This is a genomic window from Salmonella sp. SJTUF14076 (assembly GCF_015534835.1).
In the GTDB taxonomy this organism is placed as follows: Bacteria; Pseudomonadota; Gammaproteobacteria; order Enterobacterales; family Enterobacteriaceae; genus Salmonella; species Salmonella enterica.
Window position 1 is genome coordinate 667,954 of the sequence record NZ_CP064674.1, and the last position, 22,735, is coordinate 690,688.

The 22,735-nt window shown below is 51.7% G+C and carries 26 protein-coding genes and 2 pseudogenes; 23 read left to right on the top strand and 5 right to left on the bottom strand.

Features of this window, described 5'->3' with window-relative positions; genetic code table 11:
• Positions 1–41 precede the first annotated feature (41 nt).
• From HU143_RS24780 to HU143_RS03295, 11 genes and pseudogenes are all read left to right on the top strand, one after another.
• Positions 42–125, top strand: a complete 84-nt coding sequence (locus HU143_RS24780) for a DUF6890 family protein (protein WP_371357790.1) — start codon at positions 42–44, stop codon at positions 123–125.
• Positions 122–2,092 carry a phage tail tape measure protein gene (locus HU143_RS03255; protein WP_051129153.1) on the top strand — a complete coding sequence of 657 codons (1,971 nt, stop codon included), beginning with the start codon at positions 122–124 and terminating at the stop codon, positions 2,090–2,092. The genes HU143_RS24780 and HU143_RS03255 overlap by 4 nt, the downstream gene beginning before the upstream one ends.
• Positions 2,089–2,418 (top strand): DUF2590 family protein, encoded by a 330-nt coding sequence (locus tag HU143_RS03260; RefSeq protein WP_001002797.1) that lies wholly within the window; start codon positions 2,089–2,091, stop codon positions 2,416–2,418. The genes HU143_RS03255 and HU143_RS03260 overlap by 4 nt, the downstream gene beginning before the upstream one ends.
• Positions 2,415–3,599, top strand: coding sequence for a baseplate J/gp47 family protein (locus HU143_RS03265; protein WP_000136922.1), 1,185 nt, complete (start codon positions 2,415–2,417; stop codon positions 3,597–3,599). The genes HU143_RS03260 and HU143_RS03265 overlap by 4 nt, the downstream gene beginning before the upstream one ends.
• Positions 3,592–4,179, top strand: coding sequence for a phage tail protein (locus tag HU143_RS03270; protein ID WP_001001827.1), 588 nt, complete (start codon positions 3,592–3,594; stop codon positions 4,177–4,179). The genes HU143_RS03265 and HU143_RS03270 overlap by 8 nt, the downstream gene beginning before the upstream one ends.
• Positions 4,180–4,188: 9 nt before the next feature.
• Positions 4,189–5,154: pseudogene (locus HU143_RS24380) on the top strand (phage tail protein); the annotation flags it as partial.
• Between the two features lie 45 nt (positions 5,155–5,199).
• A pseudogene (locus HU143_RS24385) lies at positions 5,200–6,201 on the top strand (phage tail protein); the annotation flags it as partial.
• A gap of 2 nt (positions 6,202–6,203) precedes the next feature.
• Positions 6,204–6,734 (top strand): tail fiber assembly protein, encoded by a 531-nt coding sequence (locus tag HU143_RS03280; protein ID WP_051129144.1) that lies wholly within the window; start codon positions 6,204–6,206, stop codon positions 6,732–6,734.
• On the top strand, positions 6,724–7,449 hold the full coding sequence (locus HU143_RS03285) for a hypothetical protein (protein ID WP_000267954.1): 726 nt from the start codon (positions 6,724–6,726) through the stop codon (positions 7,447–7,449). The genes HU143_RS03280 and HU143_RS03285 overlap by 11 nt, the downstream gene beginning before the upstream one ends.
• Positions 7,421–7,966, top strand: coding sequence for a hypothetical protein (locus tag HU143_RS03290; protein WP_000200791.1), 546 nt, complete (start codon positions 7,421–7,423; stop codon positions 7,964–7,966). Before HU143_RS03285 ends, HU143_RS03290 begins: the two co-directional genes overlap by 29 nt.
• Positions 7,966–9,669 (top strand): hypothetical protein, encoded by a 1,704-nt coding sequence (locus HU143_RS03295; protein WP_000977529.1) that lies wholly within the window; start codon positions 7,966–7,968, stop codon positions 9,667–9,669. The genes HU143_RS03290 and HU143_RS03295 overlap by 1 nt, the downstream gene beginning before the upstream one ends.
• Positions 9,670–10,256: 587 nt before the next feature.
• Here the strand turns inward: HU143_RS03295 and HU143_RS03300 are convergent.
• From HU143_RS03300 to HU143_RS03310, 3 genes are all read right to left on the bottom strand, one after another.
• Positions 10,257–10,418 (bottom strand): hypothetical protein, encoded by a 162-nt coding sequence (locus HU143_RS03300; RefSeq protein ID WP_001128281.1) that lies wholly within the window; start codon positions 10,416–10,418, stop codon positions 10,257–10,259.
• A gap of 380 nt (positions 10,419–10,798) precedes the next feature.
• Positions 10,799–11,812 (bottom strand): tyrosine-type recombinase/integrase, encoded by a 1,014-nt coding sequence (locus tag HU143_RS03305; RefSeq protein ID WP_015386347.1) that lies wholly within the window; start codon positions 11,810–11,812, stop codon positions 10,799–10,801.
• Between the two features lie 226 nt (positions 11,813–12,038).
• Positions 12,039–12,653, bottom strand: coding sequence for a phage repressor protein CI (locus HU143_RS03310; protein ID WP_015386349.1), 615 nt, complete (start codon positions 12,651–12,653; stop codon positions 12,039–12,041).
• Positions 12,654–12,754: 101 nt separating this feature from the next.
• Between HU143_RS03310 and HU143_RS03315 the strand changes: the two genes are divergently transcribed.
• The 12 genes from HU143_RS03315 to HU143_RS03370 all read left to right on the top strand — a co-directional run bounded on the left by HU143_RS03315 (position 12,755) and on the right by HU143_RS03370 (position 19,787).
• Positions 12,755–12,991 (top strand): hypothetical protein, encoded by a 237-nt coding sequence (locus HU143_RS03315; RefSeq protein WP_015386350.1) that lies wholly within the window; start codon positions 12,755–12,757, stop codon positions 12,989–12,991.
• Between the two features lie 34 nt (positions 12,992–13,025).
• Entirely contained in the window at positions 13,026–13,535 is a 510-nt protein-coding gene (locus HU143_RS03320) for a phage regulatory CII family protein (RefSeq protein ID WP_015386351.1), read from the top strand.
• Positions 13,536–13,542: 7 nt separating this feature from the next.
• Positions 13,543–13,743, top strand: a complete 201-nt coding sequence (locus tag HU143_RS03325) for a phage filamentation protein Fil family protein (RefSeq protein WP_015386352.1) — start codon at positions 13,543–13,545, stop codon at positions 13,741–13,743.
• Positions 13,707–14,048 (top strand): DUF5347 domain-containing protein, encoded by a 342-nt coding sequence (locus tag HU143_RS03330; RefSeq protein WP_000963477.1) that lies wholly within the window; start codon positions 13,707–13,709, stop codon positions 14,046–14,048. The genes HU143_RS03325 and HU143_RS03330 overlap by 37 nt, the downstream gene beginning before the upstream one ends.
• Positions 14,049–14,115: 67 nt before the next feature.
• The gene (locus HU143_RS03335; protein WP_001744223.1) at positions 14,116–14,349 is read left to right on the top strand and encodes a DUF2732 family protein; all 234 of its coding nucleotides are present in this window, start codon (positions 14,116–14,118) and stop codon (positions 14,347–14,349) included.
• The gene (locus HU143_RS03340) at positions 14,349–14,576 is read left to right on the top strand and encodes a TraR/DksA family transcriptional regulator (RefSeq protein WP_039505139.1); all 228 of its coding nucleotides are present in this window, start codon (positions 14,349–14,351) and stop codon (positions 14,574–14,576) included. Before HU143_RS03335 ends, HU143_RS03340 begins: the two co-directional genes overlap by 1 nt.
• Positions 14,573–15,424, top strand: coding sequence for a DNA adenine methylase (locus HU143_RS03345; protein WP_079792110.1), 852 nt, complete (start codon positions 14,573–14,575; stop codon positions 15,422–15,424). The genes HU143_RS03340 and HU143_RS03345 overlap by 4 nt, the downstream gene beginning before the upstream one ends.
• Positions 15,421–17,814, top strand: coding sequence for a replication endonuclease (locus tag HU143_RS03350; protein ID WP_039505137.1), 2,394 nt, complete (start codon positions 15,421–15,423; stop codon positions 17,812–17,814). Before HU143_RS03345 ends, HU143_RS03350 begins: the two co-directional genes overlap by 4 nt.
• Positions 17,815–17,975: 161 nt before the next feature.
• Positions 17,976–18,164, top strand: a complete 189-nt coding sequence (locus tag HU143_RS03355; protein WP_001154443.1) for a hypothetical protein — start codon at positions 17,976–17,978, stop codon at positions 18,162–18,164.
• A gap of 11 nt (positions 18,165–18,175) precedes the next feature.
• Positions 18,176–18,409: a DinI family protein gene (locus HU143_RS03360; RefSeq protein ID WP_001217561.1), complete on the top strand. Its 234-nt coding sequence runs from the start codon at positions 18,176–18,178 to the stop codon at positions 18,407–18,409.
• 624 nt (positions 18,410–19,033) lie between these two features.
• Positions 19,034–19,528, top strand: coding sequence for a hypothetical protein (locus tag HU143_RS24390; protein WP_053216779.1), 495 nt, complete (start codon positions 19,034–19,036; stop codon positions 19,526–19,528).
• Between the two features lie 85 nt (positions 19,529–19,613).
• Positions 19,614–19,787: a hypothetical protein gene (locus HU143_RS03370; protein WP_223195148.1), complete on the top strand. Its 174-nt coding sequence runs from the start codon at positions 19,614–19,616 to the stop codon at positions 19,785–19,787.
• Positions 19,788–19,840: 53 nt separating this feature from the next.
• Here the strand turns inward: HU143_RS03370 and HU143_RS03375 are convergent, their stop codons facing one another.
• Both HU143_RS03375 and HU143_RS03380 read right to left on the bottom strand, forming a co-directional pair.
• The gene (locus HU143_RS03375; protein ID WP_053216774.1) at positions 19,841–20,890 is read right to left on the bottom strand and encodes a phage portal protein; all 1,050 of its coding nucleotides are present in this window, start codon (positions 20,888–20,890) and stop codon (positions 19,841–19,843) included.
• Complete coding sequence (locus HU143_RS03380; RefSeq protein ID WP_017382378.1) at positions 20,890–22,653, bottom strand: terminase ATPase subunit family protein; 1,764 nt, start codon at positions 22,651–22,653, stop codon at positions 20,890–20,892. Before HU143_RS03380 ends, HU143_RS03375 begins: the two co-directional genes overlap by 1 nt.
• Positions 22,654–22,735 lie beyond the last annotated feature (82 nt).

Here is a 22,735-nt window from a genome sequence, read left to right on the forward strand (position 1 = left end):
TACCACATGGTCAGGATTCCGTTGACGATATTGCCGCCGCTATCTGGCTGGATAATCGTCACTGGGAATATACAGGAATTGCTGTGGCCAATGGTGTGGCTAAAGCATTTAAAGGCACAGAATGAAACAGTTAGATTTTACATTAAGCCTGATTGATAAGTTGTCCCGCCCGTTAAAACAGGCACAGAGCAGCGTCACCGGCTTTGCGGAAAAATCAAAAGCGGCCTTTATGCAGATTGGCGGTGGTGTGCTGGCTTTAGCGGGTACAGGAATGGCCATACGGGGTGCGTTATCACCGGCAATTGAAATGTATGATGCGCTGAATGATGCAGCATCAAAAGGGATTGATGATCAGGCATTAAAGGCCGTACAGCGGGATGCGCTGCGCTTCAGTACAACTTATGGCGCCAGTGCGGTGGAATTTGTTCAGTCCACTGAAAGTATTAATTCCGCCATTGCCGGGCTGACCGGTAATGAACTGCCGAAAGTGACAAAAGTTGCTAATACCCTGGCGTTTGCCCTGAAATCCACCGCCGCAGAAACGGCGGAATTTATGGGGCAGATGTTTGGTAATTTTTCCGCCGATGCGGAGCGTCTGGGCAAGGTTCAGTTCGCTGAGCAGCTGGCCGGAAAAATGGTGTATATGCGCAAGGTCTTCGGTACTGAAATGGGCACTATCAAAGACCTGATGGAAGGGGCGCGGGGCGTCGGTACCAACTACGGCGTCGGACTGGATGAACAGCTGGCCGTACTGGGGCAGCTTAACCGCACGCTGGGAACGGAAGCCAGCAGCGCTTACGAAGGCTTCATGACCGGAGCCATTGAGGGCGGTAAAAAGCTGGGGCTGTCCTTTACGGATGCCACCGGCAAAATGCTGTCCATGCCTGAGATGCTGATTAAATTGCAGGGCAAATACGGCAAGAGCCTGGAAGGGAATCTGAAAGCCCAGGCGGAACTGGATGCGGCATTCGGTGACAGTTCGGCTGTGGTCAAACACCTTTACGGTAATGTGGCGCTTCTCCAGAGGAACATCACCGAACTGGGCGGATCTGACGGTCTGAAACGTACGCAGGAGATGGCCAGTAAACTGGTGAAACCGTGGGATCGGTTTGTACAAATCCTGAAAGCTATTCAGACCGTAATAGGGCTGACACTAATCCCGGTATTGTATCCGGTGCTGAACCGTCTGGCGGATATGGGACAGACATTTGCCAGATGGATGCAGCTATTTCCCAACATTGCCCGTGTTATCGGCTATGCCGCTATGGCTTTGCTGGGGTTTGCGGCAGTGGGCGCTGTAGCCAATATCGTCATGGGAGTTTCAAAGTTCATCATGATGGGTTGGAAGGGGGTATGGAAGTTACTTACAGCGGTTACTAAAATCGATACGGCCTGGACGTGGCTTAACACAAAAGCAAAGCTGGCGTGGGCTAATGTAATGAAATCATTGCGAGGCATTCTTCTTGCACTCCGTATGCAAGCTATTATGACAGGCACTGCCATTAATTTTATGAGCTGGCCGGTCTTGCTTGTGATCGGGGCGATAGCGTTGCTTGCGGCGGGTTGTTGGTTGCTGATTAAACACTGGGATACGGTGAAAGCGGCTGTTATGGAAACATCCGCGTTTCAGGCATGTGCCAGGGTGGTGGCGTGGCTGGCCGGGGTGTTTTCCACAGCGTGGCAATTTATCAGTGAAGGATGGAACAGTTTTATTGCGCTATTAACAGGGTTTTCACCCTCACAGGCATTAAGTGGACTGGCGTCGGGTATTGTATCCATGTTTGATAATGTCTGGCAGTCCGTTAAAGGTGGTTTTCTGAAATCGTGGAACTGGATTGTTGAGAAGCTAAATAAAATACCCGGCGTTGATATCTCAATGGCTAATGAAACCTCTTCGCCACCATTAACAGTAAATAGTTTATCTACAGGTGGCGAGCTAAAAGGTATTGATAAAGGTGGTATCAGTAAATCTGTCAGTAATAACTCAAGGGCTGTAACGGATAACAGCCGGAAAATTAATACTGTCAATATCTATCCAAAAGAAATGATAACGCCGGGGCAGTTAATGGAGTTTCAGGAGCTGGGCGTATGAATGAAATCCTGTATGTTGATTTATTAATTCAGGGGAATGACTTTGTCCTGAATACCGGTAATGAACCTGAATTATGTAATAACCGTAAAAGTATCGGGCAGGACATTATTCATTCCATTATTGAAAGCGGTCTGGCGACAGAATTAATCGCCGAGAGAAGCCCGACCATGCGGGCAGATATTTTTACCCGTATGGAATTGCTGATTGAAGATGATGAGCGCATCGTTCCGGGGACGGTGGAAATCGGTGAAGAAAGCCGGACACGGTTGTGGATCACGGCCAGTACTTATGACTTTGGCGGAATATCGGTACAGGTGGATTTATGACGGAAAAGCCACAGGTTGACTTTGAAGAGGTGGTGAAAGCCAGCGGTATGCCGGTGACGGAAGAAGAGATTCGCGATCGCTTTAATGCCATTGCGACGGAGGAGGGGATTATCACGAATACCTCCCGTATGTCTCCGTTCTGGCGACTGGTCACGGCCATTGTAACCGCGCCGGTGATGTGGCTGAAGGAGGTTCTGATCTCCACCGTACTGGCCAATATGTTTGTGGCCACGGCCAGTGGAAGCATGTTACGGCTGCTGGCATGGGCGGTGAATATCACGCCGAAGCCCGCCAGCGCTGCACAGGGCGTTATCCGTTTTTACAAGGAAGACGCCAGCGCCGTGGTGACGGTGAAGGCCGGAACGGTGATACAGACAGAACGTATTAACGGCAGGGTGTATGAACTGGCCATCACGGAAGATGTGGTGATTGCCTCCGGTACCGCCAGCGCACTGCTGCCGGTAAAGGCAACGGGAACGGGCGGCGCATATAACCTTGCGCCGGGATATTACCGCATTCTGCCGGTGGCCGTGGACGGCATCAGCCATGTGGCCAGTGAAGAAAACTGGCTGACCGTACCGGGCGCGGATGAGGAAAGCGATGATGAACTGCGTGAGCGTTGCCGTAACCAGTTTAACCTGGTGGGCAACTACCATACGGACGCGGTGTACCGGTCGATGATAGCCGGTGTTGCCGGACTGAGCATTGACCGGATTTTCTTTGAGCACGAAGCACCGAGGGGGCCGGGGACAGCCAACGCCTATTTATTGCTGGACAGCGGCGTGGCTTCTGCGCCGTTTGTGGATGCCGTGAATGACTATATCAACACGCAGGGGCATCACGGCCACGGGGACGATATGCAGTGTTATGCCATGCCGGAAACCCTGCACGATCTGGTGGTCACTGTCTGGGTCAGGAACCTGAACAACATCAGTGATGATGAACAGAAGCGCCTGAAGGACGGTATTGAAAACCTGATCCGGTGCGCCTTCCGGGAAAATACGGACTATGACGTCAGAAGGACGTGGCCGTATTCACGGTTCTCCTTCTCGCAGCTGGGGCGCGAAATCCATAAAAATTTTCCGGTAACAGAATCGCTGAATTTTTCGCTGGATGACATTGCCAGTGAGCTGAATGTGCCGCGCCTGAAATCGCTTGTGGTGAGTATTGAGAATGAATGAGTTCATGAAAAAACTGGCCGGAATGGTACTTCCCTCCTGGATGGACAGGGGAGAGCCGCGAAAACTGCTGCAAACGGCGCGGCGATTCTGGGCGGAGGTGTACGTCTGGGTGACGTGGCCACTGAACCAGTTTGATCCGCTGACCTGTACACCGGCGTTACTTAACCTGCTGGCGTATGACCGGGACATTTCCCGCTTTGACGGGGAGCCGCTGGAACTGTTCCGCAGGCGTGTGGCGTATGCCTTCGTGAATGCGCGTGACGCCGGTTCTGTTGAGGGATTTATCAGTATCTTTGAGCGTCTGGGGATCGGGTACGTTGAACTGATGGAGCGCCAGCCGGGTATTGACTGGGATGTGATTCAGGTTCGCGTCACGGACAGCCAGATTGCAACTAACACGCAGCTGATGATCCAGATTATCCGGCAGTACGGGCGGACATGCCGCCGTTACCAGTTTGAAGTGATCACGTCCGAACGGCTGACTATCCGGGCGGGATGGGATCAGGGGGAATATGTGGTTTATCCGGCAGCACTGAGCGGTACGGAAACCAACAACGCGACATACAGCGCAGGGTTATAAGGGGATTATATGTCACAGACAGCAATTACACTGGCATTTGAACAGTGGAAAGCGCAGCAGGGCACCACGGGGGAGCCTGTTCTGCTGGATGAATTTGTGTTCGCTAATGTGCCGGCACTTGACCCGGATCAGCCGGTTGACCGCAATGAAACCCTGCCACCGGCTGAACAGATTGTTCACCGGCAGGCCGTCAGCCGTAAGGGCGTGGTGAATGACAACGCTGTGGTGCATTCCGTCGTACTGGGGGCTGATGTGGGGGATTTTTCCTTTAACTGGATTGGTCTGATTAATAAGGCCAGCGGTACGCTGGCAATGATTGTTCATGCGCCATTACAGCAAAAACTTAAAACAGCTGAAGGGCAACAGGGGAACGTGCTTACACGCTCGTTTCTGATGGAATATAACGGCGCACAGGCTGAAACCGGAATTAATACGCCTGCTGAGACCTGGCAGATTGACTTTACCGCGCGTATGGCCGGAATGGACGAGCGCCAGCGCCTGGAAAATATCGACATCTTCGGGGCGGCGGCGTTTTTTGGGGACGGCTATCTGGTCGGGAAAAGCGGGAATCAGTTTTATGTGACCAAAGGTACCGGCTATGTGGCAGGTCTGCGCACAACGCTTGCAGAAAACCTGAATATTACCGTGACAACCAGGCCAGTCAAAGTCTGGCTGGATGTATGCTGGACAGGAACGCTTACCAGCGTGTGGGGTGTGCAGTCCCGTATTACGGTTGCTGACAACCTGGCGGATTATGTGCAAAACGGCGTACAGCATTATGTGTTTGCGGTGGCGGGTATTGATGAAAACGGCAATATTACGGATTTACGCCCGAAAGGGACACTGAATGAGCAGCAGGCCAGCGATGCGCTGAGAAAACATGAGCAATCCCGTAATCATCCGGACGCCACTACCAGCGCGAAGGGGTTCACTCAGTTAAGCAGCGCGACAGACAGCACCAGTGAAGAACAGGCCGCTACGCCGAAAGCAGTCAAGATTGCTATGGATAATGCCGCAGCACGACTAGCGAAAGACAGGAACGGATCGGATATTCCTGATAAACCTCTGTTTGTTCAAAATATTGGACTGGGAAATGTGCTTTTCAAAGGTGATGGCAGGTTCCTCGCGGGAACATTTGTCAGTGACGCAATTGACCGAACATCAATTGGTGCCAGGGCGGCTACAGGCTGTCAGTTTATGCGCGCACATCAGGCACCTGATGCGCCAGACCAGGTAAGTTTCTGGCAAATTATTACCCTTAGCGAGGTGGTAAGTCCGACCACTGTTGTGGATGTTCTTGCAGTCAGTGGCAATAACGTATTGTTTGGTCACGGTACAGGAGCAGGTATTACCTCATGGCGTCATGTGGCGATGCTGGAGGGGGGCGCCTTTACGGGGGGGATTTCTGCTCCAAATATGCGTGGCGATACCCTGGTTACGGTTGGGGATGGCACTGGTGGGATGGCTAAAGGTGACGTTGATGGTGCAGGTTTTAATGGTAACAATCTGAACATTAAGTCATGGAATGGTATCGGATTTCAGAACTCAGAAGACCTGGCTATCCGGGCATATATCAGCACCCGACTCGGTGTTATCGCAGCTGCTGAAAATTTGCAGGCCGGAAATGCGATATTCAACAAAAACGGCGATGTTTACGGCGATATATGGGGCACAGGCAGCGGGCCTGGCTGGTTGAGTGCGTATATTGCAGGCAGACCGTTACGACAATACATCACCATGGTCGGTGTGTACCAGAACGACAAAACAAAGCCATTTATGCTTCATGATGATGGTTCTGGTGTATTCCTTGCTACAACTGACATGCTAAGTGGGTATGTTCAGTCAATTCGATTCGGTGCCGTTGAGCATGGAAACTTATATCGTTCGCCCGGATTTGCAGACCAGTTAGGTTACGTCATTACAGGTGTTGAGAATGGAGACTGGAACGATACACCAGACAGGGTCCAACGACGCCTGTTACAGCTTAAAGTGAATGGCCAGTGGTATACGGTGGGAGCATAAAAATGAGGCATTTTAAAAATTTCACTAAAACAACGGAATTAACCCCTGTTCAGCAGGAGTTATCAGAGAACTGCAGCGTTCAGTTTATCCACGATGAATCAGGTGTTGACTGGTATGTGCTACAGAAATTATTTCAGCCAGACACACTGAAAATACAGTATGACAAAACAGGTCTGATTATTGCTGCGGATAAAGATGCAACAAAGTTATTTCCGCTGAATTGCTCTGTTGTGGAACTCGCTGATACTGATATTCCTGATGGTTTCCAGGCTGGTAATTTTACCTATAGCAACGGCGTTATCGCACCTGTTCAGGTTGATTATGTTGCTTTAGCGACAGCAGAACGCGACCGGCGCATGGCGTCGGTCACGTCAAAAATCAATCAGCTTATGGAAGCGCAGGATGATAGTGATATTACTGATGCCGAGCTGGTCGAACTTTCCGATTTACGTGAAGTGCGTACAAAATTGCGCCGTCTGGATCTGACTGGTGCGCCAGATATTGACTGGCCGGAGGTACCGGATGTGGCGTGAAGCGCGTCTGGCTTTTACGGATTCTCTGGCTGCGCTGGATTGTTCTGTCGTTCCGGCGCATCCGTGGATTCACGGTCTGGGGCAGCAGACAGATAACGGGGCATACCTGAGTCCGGTCAATGCAATCCATTATCTGGCGGAAAGGCTGGCCGGAACGGGAGGCAATACCGATGTGGTGATCATGATGGTAACGGGACAGACCCATGAAAACTTCATGAAGGGGCTTAACAGCCTGGTGGATGTTTTCCCCGCGCCCGCATTCACCCAGGTTAGACGTCTGGCTGAGTCTGCGGCGACACTGGCTACTGAGAAAATGCAGATCCCCGCGAAAGCCGGGGCAGGACTGCCGGTTGCCATTCCGCTGTCCGTTCCGACCAGCAGGGCAGCGTTATCCGCTGCCGCTATCAGTGAGGCGCAGAAAGCGGCTGGCGCCGGATTCAGCCTGGAAGGGCTGAAACAACAGCTGGGGGAATTTACGCAACTGCGTGACAACCTGATTAACGATGTGGCCAGCGGCCTCGCTGATTTACAGGGGAAAAGCGCCAGGGCATGGGTATTTACGGCCAGTGGCGACACCGCCGCCACCCTTCTGGCGCTGGTAAAGGACATTCCGCAGCCTTCAGCCGTTTATACTGCGGCAATCATGCTGGCCGGAAAAAATCTTGATGGAATAAGGGGCATGATTCATGACGTCGATCCCGACACTGGCGCTTAATGGTGAGGCCATACTGCTGAAAAACATGCGCGTGACCGTTTCCCAGCAGTTTCAGGATAAAGACCAGTCCGGTCAGACCAGCGCGACCACCAAATCAGAGCAGGGGGCAAAGGGCAAAGAGCTGCGTATCAGCGGCGAAATACCCTTTAAAAACCCGGAGATCCTGAAGCGTATTTTTGAACTGGCCAGCGCCACCGATGCAGACGGGAAACGCATGAAATACCGCGTTGCGCATGAGGTGGCCAGAGCGGTGAATTTTCGTGAGGCCACCTTCAGCGGAATGCTGGATGCGCCGCAGCAGGACGGAAAAATGGCCTGGCTGGTCACGTTCACCCTGGCGGAACATGTCAGCGTGCAGGAGAAGCGGGAAGCCAGGGCAACCGGTAAAACAACGGCAAAAAAACAGACGGCCAGCAGTACGGGACAATCCGCTGGTCAGAATGCCGGAGAGGATGAAGAAAAACTGACGTGGTTTGAACGCAGGGTGCTGAAGCCCGTCAATGACGCTTTGGGTTAATGATGAAACCAGTAAAACGCCTTTACCTTTCAACGGATGAAATACACCTGGCTGACGCCAGTCTGGTGCTGGAGCTGAACAGCTGCGGACGTGGCTTTATTACGGCACAGACGACCACAGACTACACCGGCAAACTGGTACGGCTGGATGTGGGGTATTCCGGTTTACTTCTGCGCTGGTTTACCGGCTATGTGGAGCGCTCACAGCCTGCCGAAAACGGTTATCAGCGTCTGTTTGTCCGCGAGCTGGCTGGCGTGTTTGAGCGGATGTGGCCATGCTCATTTCAGCATCCCACACTGCGCGATGTGGCCGGATGGCTGGAGGAAAACAGCGGGATCAGCATTGCGGTACCGGATGTGCCGTACAGTGATAAACCGATCCCCCATTTCACCCATAACGGGACGGGATACCAGCTGCTGAATAACCTGGGCAGGGCATTCAGTATCACGGATTACATCTGGTATCCATTGCCGGATGGTTCGCTGTATGTCGGCGGCGCAGAAAAGGCGCTGTTTGCCGGACGCCCGGTAGAAATCCCGGCAGAGTTCAGCCAGGGAACGGCGGGCGGTAATTCCATGACATTGCCGGTGATCCAGAGTCTTCGTCCGGGCGTGGACGTGAACGGGGAACGCGTGACCAAAGTTCATCTGGCGAATGACACAATGACCATCACGTGGACACCACGGAACCGCGCCACAGGTCAGCCATTGCAGAAAACACCGGCGCAGCGTCAGATAGAAAGCCATTACCCGGAACTGGCTTCAGGTCTTCACCTGCCCAAACTGGCCAGGGTGGTGGCACCCAGCGAGGCCGTAAAAAGCGGTAATTTTGCCGACCCGTTCCGGCCACGGTACGCTGTTGACGTGCAGCTGCTTGACGCGGACGGCAACCCGGACAACCAGACGCCGGTATATTCCGCCGTACCGCTGCCAGTGCCAATGGCCGGTAACGATTCGGGAATGTTCCAGTTTCCACCGGAAGGAACGCTGGTAGAAGTGGCGTTTACGGGCGGCAGACCGGACAAGCCCTTTATCAGGCAGACGCTGCCGGATGGCACCAGTCTGCCGGACATTAAGCCCGGCGAACAGCTGCAACAGCAGCGAGCGGAAGTCTCGCAACGCGTGACACAGGCAGGAGACTGGGTACGCCAGACGGATCAGACCATCAGTGAAACATCGATGGCGCGGACGGTGAAAGCCGACACGGAACGACGAGAACTGGTCAGCCGTGAAACCACGGTGAAAGCCACGGATAAAATCACAGTACTGGGTACCGCCACGCTGATGGCCGGAGCCATACAGCAGGTCAGTGCTGGCGACTTCAGCCAGGCGGTAAAAGGAAACCGGCTGGCCAGTATTACAGGAAATGAAGAAACCGAAATCGCCGGGCAGCTGTCCACGAAAGTGGCCGGCGCCATGAATGTTGATGTGGGGGGAACCCTGACAGAAAAGATTGCCGCATTACGTAAATCTGTGGCGGCGGGCGGTCAGCAGATTATGGGGCCAACCGTGCATATCGGTAGCGAGGGCGTAAATACGCTAACTATGATGCTGGACACCATTGATTTACTGGCAGAGCTGGCGCAGCAGTGCGCGAGCCATTCGCACCCCAGTGTCGGTACGCCGACGAACGCGGGCGCATTTAACCAGACGGCAGCGAAGGCCGGGCAGACCCGGAGCAAGTACCAGAACATCATCGCCTGATTCTCTCTTTTCAGCCCGCATAATGCGGTTTTTTTACATCCTTCATCAGGCGTCACCAGACGCATTCTAAGCGCTTCTTTTATCTGACCACTACCGCGCAACACCACAAAAGGATCTGTGCTGTCACGTTACGCTGACGACGCCACACGTTGACAAAATAAATCTTTCGCAGACAAAAACGGCGCTACACCGCACCCGCCTGCGGTTTCTGGATCGTAAAAATTTTTCAGTTTTATTTTTCTTCAAATCATATCGCCAGCCCGCACCAGTACTGGCAGTTTTGCGGAGACTGGAAACTGAAAAGATTGAAAGGAATTTCAGTAATTTTCAGTTTGAAGGATCGATAAAGGATCTAACGGAAAACGTAACACACAGATAAATAAGGTGAAAATAAATTTTATGTGAGTTGCGGTGGATCGTTTGTGTGCCAGTGCGTTCTGGCGGTAAACGTGATAAGCCCAGCGGCGGCGGGGCTTCAGGGGAGTTTATTGATTTTTACAGAACTGAAAAGCGTCGCAGAGCTTGCAGAGGTCGAGAGAACAGATTTTGCACACATATGGTTCAGGTACAACTGAACAAAAGTAGAGTTATGTGCCGAGTTTGCGACGCGGGCTGTAGAGAGTGTGATCCACCACAATGAATTTTTTATCCAGCCATTGCGTCACTTGGGCGGGCTGAACGCCGGTCAGTCGGGCAAAGGATGCCTGATTGCCATTGTAGTATTTCTTGATGTAGTCGATAAGTGGCATCAGTACACTCTCTATAGTGATTATCATATAGTAAAATACTATATGATAATTTTAATTAAAAAAATAGCAGCCGCAAAACCGCAGAGGTATCAAAGCAGTCTGATCGGTTTCTATCTGGGAATGAAAAATATCAGCGCGACACTTTTGCGACACTGGGGGTTATGAAAACAAAAAAGCCACTCGTTAGAGTGGCTTAATCATATGATTTTAAAGCTAAAATTTGGTGGCCCCTGCTGGACTTGAACCAGCGACCAAGCGATTATGAGTCCCAAACTTAAAGCTTATAAAACAATAAGTTACTTTGATTTCAACGCCTTGCGCCGTCGAATAGTGGGGAATATGAAAGCATAGTGAATAGGTTTGCTGCCATTTTGCTGCCATCAAATCAGATTTAAGGGGTTGTACTCCACTGCTTCTGTCAGATGGTCTGGGGCGAAATGAGCATAGCGCATCGTCACCTTAATATCAGTGTGTCCAAGGATACGCTGCAGTACAAGAATGTTACCCCCGCGCATCATAAAGTGGCTTGCAAATGTGTGCCGTAGAACGTGTGACAGCTGCCCGTCAGGTAGCTCAATCCCCGCTCGCTTAATTGCCCCACGAAACGCAGAATAGCACCCCGTAAAGACTGGTTTTGATGTTCTTACTTTTGGGAGTATTTCGTAAAGCTCATCACTTATTGGAACGGCGCGGTTTTTCTTGCCCTTGGTTTTGATATAAGTGATTTTGCCGGGGCTTATTTGCTTGCCTGTCAGTGACTCCGCCTCGCCCCATCGTGCTCCGGTTGCAAGGCATATTTTTACGATGGTTACTAAATCTACCGCTTTGCTTTTCTCACACTCTGCCAGCAGTTGCTTGACTTCTTCGACTGTTAGCCAAGCCAGCTCTGCCTCGTCTATTTTAAATTCCCGGACGTTTTCGAGCGGATTGGGCGCGCTCCAGTCATCCAGTCTTTTCAGTTCGTTGAACATGGCGCGGAAATACGCCAGCTCAAGATTGACAGTACGGGGAGTCACTGCTTTTACCCGATCTGAACGTGTAATTTTCCCGCTTAAACGCTGTTCACGGTAGGTTGCAAAAAGTTTGGCGTTAAATTCAGTGGCGAGAGGGTTTCCCATAGCAAAGCAGGCAAATTCCATTGCACCTTTACGCTTGAGGCCATCAGAGAGTGTAACGCCATGTGCGTTGAACCAGGTTTCAACAAGATCAGTAACTCGCCGCTTATCTGCTTTTTCTCCTAACCAAGGCTTGTCCTGCGCTTGATCCTTAATGTGACGCTCAAAGGCCATGGCTTCGCCCTTGGTGGCGAATTGGCGACGGATGCGCCGCCCATCCCTACCGTTGGGGAAGACCTGAGCCTGCCACTTACCATTAGCTAACTTTGAGACAGCCATAATCAGTTTTTAGAGCAAATTCGCTTTGATTTACTGATAGTGCCGTCATTGCAAACAAATTTGCCATCAGATGTGCAGTGTGAGACGCCACCTTTTTTCCCAGAGCATGGGTAATTGCGTGCATATGATGGCTGTGTTGCCAAAAACACTAAACCTAACGTAACGATTGCCATTAATTTTTTCATGCTAGTAGCCTTAACTTATTTCCGTATAAAGTCGAATTCGCTCATTCTGTAAATGCTGTTTTGCTGATCACCCTACCGTTAACCTCAATATCCGATGGGGTGCATTCAAAGGATGCGGGACCATTCTCTACACGTAAGCGTCCGCCAGGAAGGCGATAAACTTGCCTGATGCTCAGAAAACCATCTAATTTAATCAACCAGATTCCATCGTTGATTTCTCCCCTGAACTCATCCACAAGATAGAAAGCCTTTTCAAACTTCACCAAGAACGGAGCTGTTGTATCTGGGGGGATAAGGCAGGAGTCATAACGGACCTGTTCAGATGATGAGTAAATCCCGTTTGAGATTTCTTTTAATTGCAAAAGCAATCCATTGTCATTGATTATTTTTGTGGTGGGAGTGCCTTGTCCTGTAGTTAACCAAAGCATGGATGCACCTGTATCAAGATGGCAGGCAATGAGCCAGTCATGCGGAAAAGTATCGCGCATCCAACGGTTTGCCATAGTGCTCTGGGATACCCCAAGGTGATCGCACAAAGCCTGTCTGGTACTGAATCCATAGGCCTGGAGAATACGAGTTATCGCTTCCTTCCCACCACTTTGAGATGGGAAATTGTATTCTGAGATCGCGAGAGGGGTCTCTTTTGTGTTTGACATATTTAAAATGCGATCCTATCATCGGTTTTGTGGTGTTCGGAATGATTGCGAATAGTTCCGAATAGTGAAGTTTTTAAACACAAACTGAGGAATAGTGCATCATGAAAAGCAATTTTTCAATGCGCCCCAGCATCAACCTTGTGGTATCTGAGCCATTCATCACACTGGATGAGTTCTGTCGCCGTACTGGTTACAAGCCTAGTTATGCCCGTCAAATGATCCGGGAAAACCGCCTGCCCATCAGGAAAAAAGCCGGAGTTAACAGCCTTATCGAAATCAACATGTTCGCGTTGACGATGGAAGCGGCCCAAGGCTGCGAAGTCGCAATGCAAGCCTGATAGTTCCATTTTGGGATAGAAAAGGATTTACATCATGTTTGATTATCGTGTTTCCAAACATCCGCATTTTGACGAAGCCTGCCGGGCTTTTGCGCTGCGTCACAACATGGCGAAGCTGGCAGAACGCGCGGGAATGAACGTCCAGACGCTGCGTAACAAGCTGAACCCGGAGCAACCGCATCAGCTCACTCCATCGGAAATCTGGCTGCTTACCGATCTTACTGAGGACTCCACGCTGGTTGACGGTTTTCTGGCGCAGATTCACTGCCTGCCATGCGTACCGATGAACGAAGTGGCAAAAGAGAAGCTGCCGCATTACGTCATGAGCGCTACTGCTGAAATCGGACGTGTTGCTGCCGGTGCCGTATCGGGTGATGTGAAAACCACCGCAGGCCGCCGCGATGTTATCAGCAGCATTAACTCTGTTACTCGTCTGATGGCACTGGCTGCCGTTTCGATGCAGGCGCGTTTGCAGGCTAACCCGGCGATGGCAAGCGCGGTGGATACCGTGACGGGCCTCGGCGCTTCGTTCGGTCTGATCTGAGGTGGTTATGCTGACTAAAGAACCATCTTTCGCGTCACTTCTCATAAAGCAAAGCCCGGCAATGCACTACGGTCATGGCTGGATCATGGGGAAAGATGGCAAGCGCTGGCACCCGTGCCGCTCTCAGGATGAACTGCTGGCTGACCTGTCCACAACCAAACAGGGGAAATCATGGCTATTGAAGGCGCTACGGCGACTGTTCCATTAAGCCCCGGTGAACGCCTGGATGGCCTGAACCATATTGCGGAATTGAGGGCTAAAGTGTTTGGTCTGAATATTGAGCCGGAGCTTGAAAGGTTTATTAAAGATATGCGCGACCCACGCGACGTAAATAATAAACAGAATGAGCGGGCACTGGCAGCCATTTTTTATATGGCAAAAATTCCGGCAGAACGTCACGGCGTCAATATTAGTGATCTGACTACTGACGAAAAGCGGGAACTGGTGAAAGCAATGAATCATTTTCGTGCAGTGGTGAGCTTATTTCCAAAACGGCTAACCATGCCGAATTAATCCACAACAGAAATTAATGGCGTAAACCCGCCGGGCTTCTTATTGCCCAAATTCAGGAGAAACAACTATGCGAAATATTGAAACCCGTACCACTAAAACCGGACCAGATGATGCTGGACTCAACCTGCTGCTGACTGAGGCACGCAAAGAAGAACGCCGTGGACGCGCAGATGTGATGGCTGCGCGTCTGGATTCTTTAGCTGCTCGTATCGTGTCACGTCAGCTTAACCACACGGAAGCGGCTGAGCTGCTGCGTCAGGAAGCTGTGAAGATTCAGAACGAAGCACAGGAGATCCACTGATGGCTGATTCAATGGACCTCGTACAGCTGCGCGTTGAAGAAGAACGCCAGCGCCACATCCACACCGCCCGCAATAAAGCGCCGGGCGTTTCCCGTGTTCTCTGCATTGATTGCGATGCGCCGATCCCGCCAGCTCGCCGCCGCGCCATTCCGGGCGTGCAGTGCTGCGTCACTTGTCAGGAAATAGCAGAGCTGAAAGGCAAACATTACAACGGAGGTGCTGTATGAGCACTATCCTGAAATGGGCGGGAAATAAAACCGCCATCATGCCGGAACTGAAAAAACACCTTCCTGCTGGCCCGCGACTGGTTGAACCTTTTGCGGGTTCATGCGCTGTAATGATGGCGACAGACTATCCTCATTATCTTGTCGCGGATATTAACCCTGATTTAATAAATCTATATCGGGAGATAGCAACAAACGCATCAGATTTTATTGAGCGTGCCAAACATCTGTTTAAAACATTCAATAGTGAAGATGGTTATTATGATAGCCGAGATTCATTCAATCACGATAAAGCCCCTGAATGGCGCGCGCCGCTGTTTTTATTCTTAAATCGCCACTGTTACCGTGGTCTTTGCCGTTATAACAAAAAGGGTGAGCTTAACGTCCCTTACGGTAATTATAAAAAACCGTATTTTCCTGAAAATGAAATACGCGCTTTTGCTGAAAAAGCTACCCGCGCCACGTTCATTTGCGCCAGCTATGACGAAACTTTGGCATTGTTAGTGCCTGGGGATGTTATTTATTGCGATCCGCCTTATGACGGTACTTTCAGTGGCTATCACACTGCCGGTTTTACTGAGGACGATCAGTATCATCTGGCCTCTATTCTTGAGCGCCGTGCATCAGAAGGCCATCCGGTCATCGTTTCGAACAGCGACACTTTCCTGACTCGTTCCCTGTATCGCAATTTCACTCATAACCGCATTAACGTAAAACGCAGCATTGGTATTGCTGCAGGCGAAGGGAAAACCGCAGACGAACTAATTGCTGTACTCAAACCGAAAGTATGGGCTGGCTTTGATCCAGCTGGCGGCCCTGATTACTCGGTCGTGCATGAGGTGCGCGCGTGATTCATCACGAAGTTGAAAAGCACGGCGGTGCAGAAGATTCCGCCGCTGCTTTTGCCTGGAATGTACCTAAAAAGGCGATTAACCCCTACATGGACCCGGCGGAAGTAGCGCCGGTTTCTGCGCTTTCAAACCTGATTACTCTCTATGCTGCGGATAACGAGCAGGAGCAGCTGCGCCGCGAGGCCCTGAGTAATGAGGTCTGGGAACGCTATTTCTACAATGAATCCCGTGATCCTGTTCAGCGAGAAATGGAGCAGGATCAGCTGATAAGCCGCGCCAAAATGGCCCGCGAGCAGCAGCAATTCAATCCCGATCTGGTCATCGTTGCTGACGTGAGCGCCCAACCGGCGCACATCAGTAAGCCGCTGCTTGAACGGATTAAATATTTCGAGGGTCTGGGCAAGCCGAAGGCTTATTCCCGCTATCTGCGTGAAACCATCAGGCCGTGCCTTGAACGCCTGGAGCGCGTGCGTACCAGCCAGATTTCTGCGTCATTCCGTTTTATGGCGAGCCACGACGGGCTGGAGGGCCTGCTGGTTCTGCCGGAAATGAACCAGGAGCAGGTCAAGCGGTTATCTACCCTGGTGGCGGCACACATGAGCATGTGTCTGGATGCTGCCTGCGGTGAGCTGTTTACGGATGAAGACGTTACGCCGGAAGAGATCCGCCGGTCATGGGAAAGGGTGGCCGCTGAGGCAATGCGCCTTGATGTTATCCCGCCTGCTTTCGAGCAGCTGCGCCGCAAAAAGCGCCGCCGTAACCCGGTCCCATACGAACTTATTCCGGGCTCGCTTGCCCGTATGCTTTGCGCGGACTGGTGGTATCGCAAGCTGTGGCAGATGCGGTGTGAATGGCGGGAAGAACAGCTGCGTGCTGTCTGCCTGGTTAACAAAAAGGCGTCCCCGTATGTCAGCTATGAGGCAGTGATCCACAAACGCGAACAGCGCCGCAAATCACTGGAGTTTTTCCGCTCGCATGAGCTGGTTAACGCCGAAGGTGACACGCTGGATTTGGAAGAAGTGGTAAACGCCAGCAGCAGCAATCCGGCGCACCGGCGCAACGAAATGATGGCCTGCGTTAAGGGGCTGGAGCTGATCGCAGAAATGCGTGGCGAATGCGCCGTGTTCTATACCATCACCTGCCCGTCACGCTTTCACGCGACGCTTAATAACGGCAGGCCAAACCCGAAATGGACCAGTGCTACGGTCCGCCAGAGCAGCGATTACCTGGTGAATATGTTCGCCGCCTTCCGTAAGGCGATGCACAAAGCCGGGCTGCGCTGGTATGGCGTCCGCGTTGCTGAACCACATCATGACGGCACTGTGCACTGGCACCTGCTGTGCTTCATGCGCAAGAAAGACCGCAAATCCATAACCGCGCTGCTGCGTAAATTCGCCATTCGTGAGGACCGGGAGGAGCTGGGCACCAATACCGGGCCGCGCTTCAAGTCCGAGCTTATCAACCCCCGCAAGGGTACGCCGACCAGTTATATCGCCAAATACATCAGCAAAAACATCGACGGTCGCGGGCTGGCGCAGGAAATCAGTAAAGAAACGGGCAGATCACTGCGCGATAACGCTGAGAACGTGAACGCCTGGGCTTCGCTGCACCGTGTCCAGCAATTCCGCTTCTTTGGTATCCCTGGCCGCCAGGCGTACCGCGAGCTGCGCCTTCTGGCTGGACAGGCTGCCAGAGTGCAGGGGGACAAGAAGGCAGGCGCGCCGGTACTGGAAAACCCGCGTTTGGATGCTGTGCTGGCCGCAGCTGATGCTGGCTGTTTTGCCACCTACATCATGAAGCAGGGCGGCGTTTTGGTTCCCCGTAAACATCACCTTGTCAGGACTGCCTACGAGCTCAACGAGGAGCCGAGCGCCTACGGCGATCATGGTGTTCGTATTTATGGCATCTGGTCCCCGCTCATTGAGGGCCGGATCTGCACTCATGCAGTGAAGTGGAAAATGGTTCGTAAAGCCGTTGACCTTCAGGAGGCGACAGCCGACCAGGGCGCTTGCGCCCCTTGGACTCGTGGCAATAACTGTCCCCCTGTTGAAAATCTGAACAAATCAGGGGGTGATTTACCCGATATTAAAACCATGGATGAGAAGGAGCTGCAGGAATATCTCCACAACATGGGCCATAAGGAACGGCGGGAGCTGACAGCCAGGTTAAGGCTGGTAAAACCGAAGCGGAAAAAAGCATATAAACAGAATATTTCGGATCAGCAGCGCCTGCAGCTTGAGGCAGAACTGAGTTCCAGAGGGTTCGATGGTAGCGAGTCAGAGATTGACCTGCTTCTGCGCGGCGGCAGTATTCCGTCAGGTGCCGGGCTGCGTATTTTATACCGCAACCACCGTCTGCAGGAAGATGACAAATGGCGTCAGTGGTACTGATGCCGCCGCTTTAACAATTCTTGCTCTTATTGATCCGCATCAGAGCGATCTAATTGACAGATAAAAAACGGTTTACATTCGCAAATCCCTACTATACTGTAATTATAAACAGTGGATATATATACAGTTGTTGTGTGTCCGAGGTAGTGATAGGAGGGAAAATGCAGGATTATCTTTTGGAGTCATTGAAGCTCCAGCGCATTGATTTTTTTATCAAGCTTGTAGCGGCTAGTGAGTGCAGCGATGAAGAAAAACGGCTGGCTATCCAGTGGGTGTCCGAACTGACCGACGAGCTGATGGCGAAAATCCGCAGCCATGAATACTGCCGGTCGATGGACGTAACCAGTTAAGGGGAATCTGTATGCGCATTGAAATAATGATCGATAAAGAGCAGAAGATTAGCCAGGCTACACTGGACGCCCTTGAATCCGAGCTTTACCGTAATTTGCGCCCTCTGTATCCCAAAACAGCAATTCGTATCCGTAAGGGCAGCGCCAACGGCGTCGAGCTGAGCGGGTTAAAACTGGATGAAGATAAAAAGCGAGTGATGGAAATAATGCAGCAGGTCTGGGAGGACGACAGCTGGTTACATTAGCGAACGTTGCGGACGATAAAACTGGTTTTTACCGTCCGCAACGTTGAACAACGAGCCACGCGAGGCGTTAGTGCTGTTGTGCATGTCTATGCCGCATGAAATCGCATGATCGTTTGAGGATCGTTTTTGCTCAGGCCCGCCAGAACTGGCGGGCTTTTGCTTATGTCATGCAGGTGCATGAAAACCACTACACAAAGCGGGCAGGCGTGGCGGGGATACGAGCGCGCAGTTCGGGGTTAAATCCCTAAAATCAGGCGCATCCTCCGGCCCGCTGGCGGCTTCAATCCTAAAGGGTAGGGGTAGAGGCAAAAAATATCAGCGCCCCGCAGAAGGCTGCTGGCGCGTTGGTAGGGCATAAGCAACAGATGGCTTTTTGTGCGGATAAAAACAAGTGAGCCAAAAAAGATGTTGAATAGGATGCAAGGTTGCCTGTAGATTTTGTGTTCTATCACAAGTTGCAGTGATAGGTGGCAGACCTTGAAAAGATTCTGCTAAAGTCCCATTAAAGATTTATAGTCTTTGTCCGAAAATGACATTAAAGTAGTCGCCTTTAGTGCTGTTAGTGTAAGGGACAAGGAATTGAACTTAGAGCAGATTGCTAGTCTAAGCATCAGTAATCTTCAGATGCTTCTAGACAACATGAAGATGCCGATAGCTGTCGGTCCTATCAATGACGAAGACTATGTAATCTTGACTTCAGGTTTTGCTCAGCTTGAATGGGATCATGGTTTTTCACGTTATGGAAACCGGGACGATAAGTTTGAGTTTTGTCTGAAACTGTTGTCTGGTCCGCTAAGGCATATTCCATCTGGCGCAGCTTTGTGTACCTTTGATGAGGACACTGGTGTTATTGAGATTCATTTTGTTGAATCCTTCGTGAAGGACGGTGACGTAGGTCATCCTCTTTACGGCAACATGTTTATGATCACGCTTTGGGGTGTGTATCTGTTTGGGGCTGCTGTCGGGTGTACAGAGATTAGAATCCCGGAAGCTCTGAATCATAGAGTGGCTGCCCACTACAAAAAATTTGGCTTCGAAGGTGATATCAACTTGCTTTCGGCACCATTTGCTACAATCAGTGATGTAGTAAGACGCTATATTACTTCTAACAAACAGTAGATAAATTTTTGCGCAGTGGTACAATGCTGCGCCAACCATCCACCACCGGATGATGAGGCTAGGCCTCTAAGAGGAAATCATGACTATGACGCATAGTGACAAGAAAACTCAGAAGCATTACTCAGTATCTGACGTTTTCACCCGTATGGGCGTCGCAATGGAAGAACTACTTCAGGCGGCCCCACACATGATGCAGGAAGGCAAGTTTGAAGGGAATGAGCTGCATGGCAGACTCAAAGAGAAGCAGAAAGCTGCTTAATTCCATACTGCGTTTTGCATGAAGCCCGGACAAACCGGGCTTTTTTATGCCTGTTATTCAGCTTCCAGAGCGTAAGGACTGAAGCTGATCACTTCATCACCCAACCATTCGTTTATCTCTTCGAAGCGCTTTTGAAGTGGGATGAGTTCATTGCGAACAAAGACGCGACTTGCCTTTTCAACATCACCAAATCCGCCGGTATTCGTTGGAATAATCCCCATCAGCTGCGGCGGCACGCGATGAGCTGCCAGCATGTCATCACGGCTCACATTCTTGATGTTAAGAAACTCATCTTTCGCTGCGACTTCTGACAACGGGATGATCTGAATGCCGTCTTTCTTGCCGTTCGGGCTGTACATAAACAGGTTGCGGAAGTTGCCTGGCCCTTTCGATTTTTTCAGCGCTTCGCGTATGTTGTCCACGTCTTTCTGATCGGCGGCGGGGTCGCTCATGTACATGATAAAACCAGCATGGCTACCGTTTAGGTAATACTTACGGCGAAACAGCGTGGCCGATTCATTCAGCAGGGCGGAGGGAATGGCGGAGAGGTATTCCGGCATCCCGTAAAGCTCCTGGTTAACGTCGGGTTCCATCAGGTGAAACACGCTTCCCTCATCGAACTGATAGGGCTGCGAGTTGTAGCCATACTGTGCAAACCAGTAGGTGTCCTGGTCAATGCCACGACGGGTATATTTGGCAAGCGAGGCGCACAGCTCCATGATCTGCCCTAACCGGTTCATGCGTTTTTCAAGGTAGGCATTGCCGAATACCAGAAAGTCCTGGGCGAACCGGGAAAAGGCTTGCTTAGACAGCCAGCGGTGAGGGATGAAGGTACTGGTAAGAATATTGCGTTTTACCTGAATAGCGCTGGAGTGATGCACGGCGGCGCGGTAAGTTCGCGCCAGGCCATCCATGCTGATCGGTGGTTCGTACCAGCGGTCTACCTGCACGCACTCCAGGTAATCAAATAACTCCCGGCGGTCCATCACGGGGATCGGATCGCCAAAAGTAAACGCCTCCGCATGTGCATTACTGACCATGTTGGCCGTATTGGTGGCGGTCTGGCCGCGCGGTGCCTTGCTGCGGTTTTTGCGGTTAGCCATTAAAAAATCTCCACGATGTTGCTGGTACTGGCGGAAGCTCCTGCCAGTGGTTCGTTATAAAGTGCGTGCATGGTTGCCCAGGCTAAATCCGCGTGGCTGGCTTCCTCTGTGCGGGCTGCTTCGTAGGTTGGCCGGTTGCCGCTGGCGGTGGTTGAACGGCGAATGGACATAAAGGACTGCGCGATATCCAGCATCCCCGCATCAAACTCCAGACGGCGCCCGCTGATGATGTCGTAGGCTTTAAGCACCAGGGCATTTTTTACGGTCGGGTTGTAGACAAACTCACGCGCGGCAGGGAAGAACTGCTTAACCGTTTTGTAAACGCCATCGCCAACGCCGGTCGAGTCAATGCCGATGTAGGTCACGTTGTAGCGTCTGGTGATTTCCTCAATCGCTGAGGCCTGGGCGCGGAAGTCCATCCCGCGCCACTGGTGACGCTCAAGGATACGGAATTTACCGCCGGGGACGACGGGAGGCGCAATGACCACGCAACCGGCGCTGTCACCGTTCTGCGTTCCTTTTGCCGGGTCATAGCCGATCCAGACAGGGTGGTATGCAAACGGACGCAGTAAAAGCGGTTCGAAATCGTCCCACACATCCCAGCTGTCAACCATGCAGGACTGCAGCAACGCCAGCGGGAACACGGACGCCAGGTCGTCAACAAACTGACACATCAGCAGGTTGTTGTATTCGTCCGGGCTGTACTCCAGGCGCAGCTGGTCCAGGTCGAAAAGGTTACACCCGCCGTTTACGGCATCTTCAATGGTGACTATCTGGCGGTACTGGCCGTCAGGGCATAAAACGCCGTGCGCCAGGCTACTGTGAGAAAGGTCAAATTCTACCCTGTCGGCTTTCGGGCGCCCTTTATTGAACAGGGCGCCAGACCAGAACGGGTAGGCGCTGTGCGTCAGGCTGGAAGGTGTAGAAAAATAGGTCTGGCGCCATTTTTTGTGCAGCGCCATACCGGAGGCCACCTTACGCAGCTCCTGGAATTTAGGTATCCAGAAATACTCATCAAGATACAGATTGCCGTGATAGCTCTGCGCGGTACGGGCATTTGTACCGAGGAAGTAAAGACAGGCGCCGTTAGGCAGCACCATCGGATCGCCTTTCAGCTCAACATCCACCTCTTTTGCGAAGTCGATGATGTACTGTTTAAAAACGTGTGCCTGAGCTTTACTCGCTGACAGAAAGATTTGATTTCGCCCCGTGGTCAGGGCGTCTATCAACGCTTCACGGGCGAAATAGTAGGTTGCACCGATCTGGCGTGACTTTAAGAGGTTGCGGATACGGTGTTTGATACCAGCGTCCCACCAGTGGCGCTGGTACTCGAACATACCGGCGCGGAAAATCTCTTCCAACTTTTCGATCTGTTCGTCGGTAAACAGGTTTTTTTCCGGCGGCTTGCGCGGGCCTTTATTGCGGTTGGCCACGTTGGGGTTCAGGTCTGCTTCATTCCCGCCATTGTTAAATTTGCCGATCCTGGCCTGTCGTTCGGACTGACGCGCCAGCAAGTCAATTTCTTTAAAATCCTTTCCTTCTTTCTGCTCCTTCATGACGAGCTGGCAGTAACGTGCGGCGGTGGTGAGCTGCATCTGATCCAGTGGGCCATATTCGCCCCACTTATCGCGTTTTTTCCAGCTGTGAACGGTTGCAACTTTCTCGCCCAGCATTTCAGCAATGCGGGCTACGCGGTATCCCTGAAAGTACATCAGCATTGCCTGACGACGGGGATCGAGGTCTGCGGGGGTCAGTGTTGTCATGGCACAAACATACGGCCTCAAATCAGCACTTTCCCCGGCTTCGCATTGTGTGGGAGTTCGCACAAACCCAACGCGTTGTTTA

Excerpts from the sequence above, each read along its gene's own strand:
- HU143_RS03255 (WP_051129153.1), top strand. The coding sequence starts at position 122 with ATGAAACAGTTAGATTTTACATTAAGCCTGATTGATAAGTTGTCCCGC.
- HU143_RS03345 (WP_079792110.1), top strand. The coding sequence starts at position 14,573 with ATGAGCACTATCCTGAAATGGGCGGGAAATAAAACCGCCATCATGCCG.
- HU143_RS03340 (WP_039505139.1), top strand. The coding sequence starts at position 14,349 with ATGGCTGATTCAATGGACCTCGTACAGCTGCGCGTTGAAGAAGAACGC.
- HU143_RS03380 (WP_017382378.1), bottom strand. The coding sequence starts at position 22,653 with ATGACAACACTGACCCCCGCAGACCTCGATCCCCGTCGTCAGGCAATG.
- HU143_RS03330 (WP_000963477.1), top strand. The coding sequence starts at position 13,707 with ATGGCTATTGAAGGCGCTACGGCGACTGTTCCATTAAGCCCCGGTGAA.
- HU143_RS03320 (WP_015386351.1), top strand. The coding sequence starts at position 13,026 with ATGTTTGATTATCGTGTTTCCAAACATCCGCATTTTGACGAAGCCTGC.
- HU143_RS03295 (WP_000977529.1), top strand. The coding sequence starts at position 7,966 with ATGATGAAACCAGTAAAACGCCTTTACCTTTCAACGGATGAAATACAC.
- HU143_RS03310 (WP_015386349.1), bottom strand. The coding sequence starts at position 12,653 with ATGTCAAACACAAAAGAGACCCCTCTCGCGATCTCAGAATACAATTTC.
- HU143_RS03285 (WP_000267954.1), top strand. The coding sequence starts at position 6,724 with ATGTGGCGTGAAGCGCGTCTGGCTTTTACGGATTCTCTGGCTGCGCTG.
- HU143_RS03315 (WP_015386350.1), top strand. The coding sequence starts at position 12,755 with ATGAAAAGCAATTTTTCAATGCGCCCCAGCATCAACCTTGTGGTATCT.
- HU143_RS03290 (WP_000200791.1), top strand. The coding sequence starts at position 7,421 with ATGACGTCGATCCCGACACTGGCGCTTAATGGTGAGGCCATACTGCTG.
- HU143_RS03360 (WP_001217561.1), top strand. The coding sequence starts at position 18,176 with ATGCGCATTGAAATAATGATCGATAAAGAGCAGAAGATTAGCCAGGCT.
- HU143_RS03300 (WP_001128281.1), bottom strand. The coding sequence starts at position 10,418 with ATGCCACTTATCGACTACATCAAGAAATACTACAATGGCAATCAGGCA.
- HU143_RS24390 (WP_053216779.1), top strand. The coding sequence starts at position 19,034 with ATGCTTCTAGACAACATGAAGATGCCGATAGCTGTCGGTCCTATCAAT.
- HU143_RS03355 (WP_001154443.1), top strand. The coding sequence starts at position 17,976 with ATGCAGGATTATCTTTTGGAGTCATTGAAGCTCCAGCGCATTGATTTT.
- HU143_RS03280 (WP_051129144.1), top strand. The coding sequence starts at position 6,204 with ATGAGGCATTTTAAAAATTTCACTAAAACAACGGAATTAACCCCTGTT.
- HU143_RS03325 (WP_015386352.1), top strand. The coding sequence starts at position 13,543 with ATGCTGACTAAAGAACCATCTTTCGCGTCACTTCTCATAAAGCAAAGC.
- HU143_RS03270 (WP_001001827.1), top strand. The coding sequence starts at position 3,592 with ATGAATGAGTTCATGAAAAAACTGGCCGGAATGGTACTTCCCTCCTGG.
- HU143_RS03370 (WP_223195148.1), top strand. The coding sequence starts at position 19,614 with ATGACGCATAGTGACAAGAAAACTCAGAAGCATTACTCAGTATCTGAC.
- HU143_RS03265 (WP_000136922.1), top strand. The coding sequence starts at position 2,415 with ATGACGGAAAAGCCACAGGTTGACTTTGAAGAGGTGGTGAAAGCCAGC.
- HU143_RS03335 (WP_001744223.1), top strand. The coding sequence starts at position 14,116 with ATGCGAAATATTGAAACCCGTACCACTAAAACCGGACCAGATGATGCT.
- HU143_RS03260 (WP_001002797.1), top strand. The coding sequence starts at position 2,089 with ATGAATGAAATCCTGTATGTTGATTTATTAATTCAGGGGAATGACTTT.
- HU143_RS03305 (WP_015386347.1), bottom strand. The coding sequence starts at position 11,812 with ATGGCTGTCTCAAAGTTAGCTAATGGTAAGTGGCAGGCTCAGGTCTTC.
- HU143_RS03375 (WP_053216774.1), bottom strand. The coding sequence starts at position 20,890 with ATGGCTAACCGCAAAAACCGCAGCAAGGCACCGCGCGGCCAGACCGCC.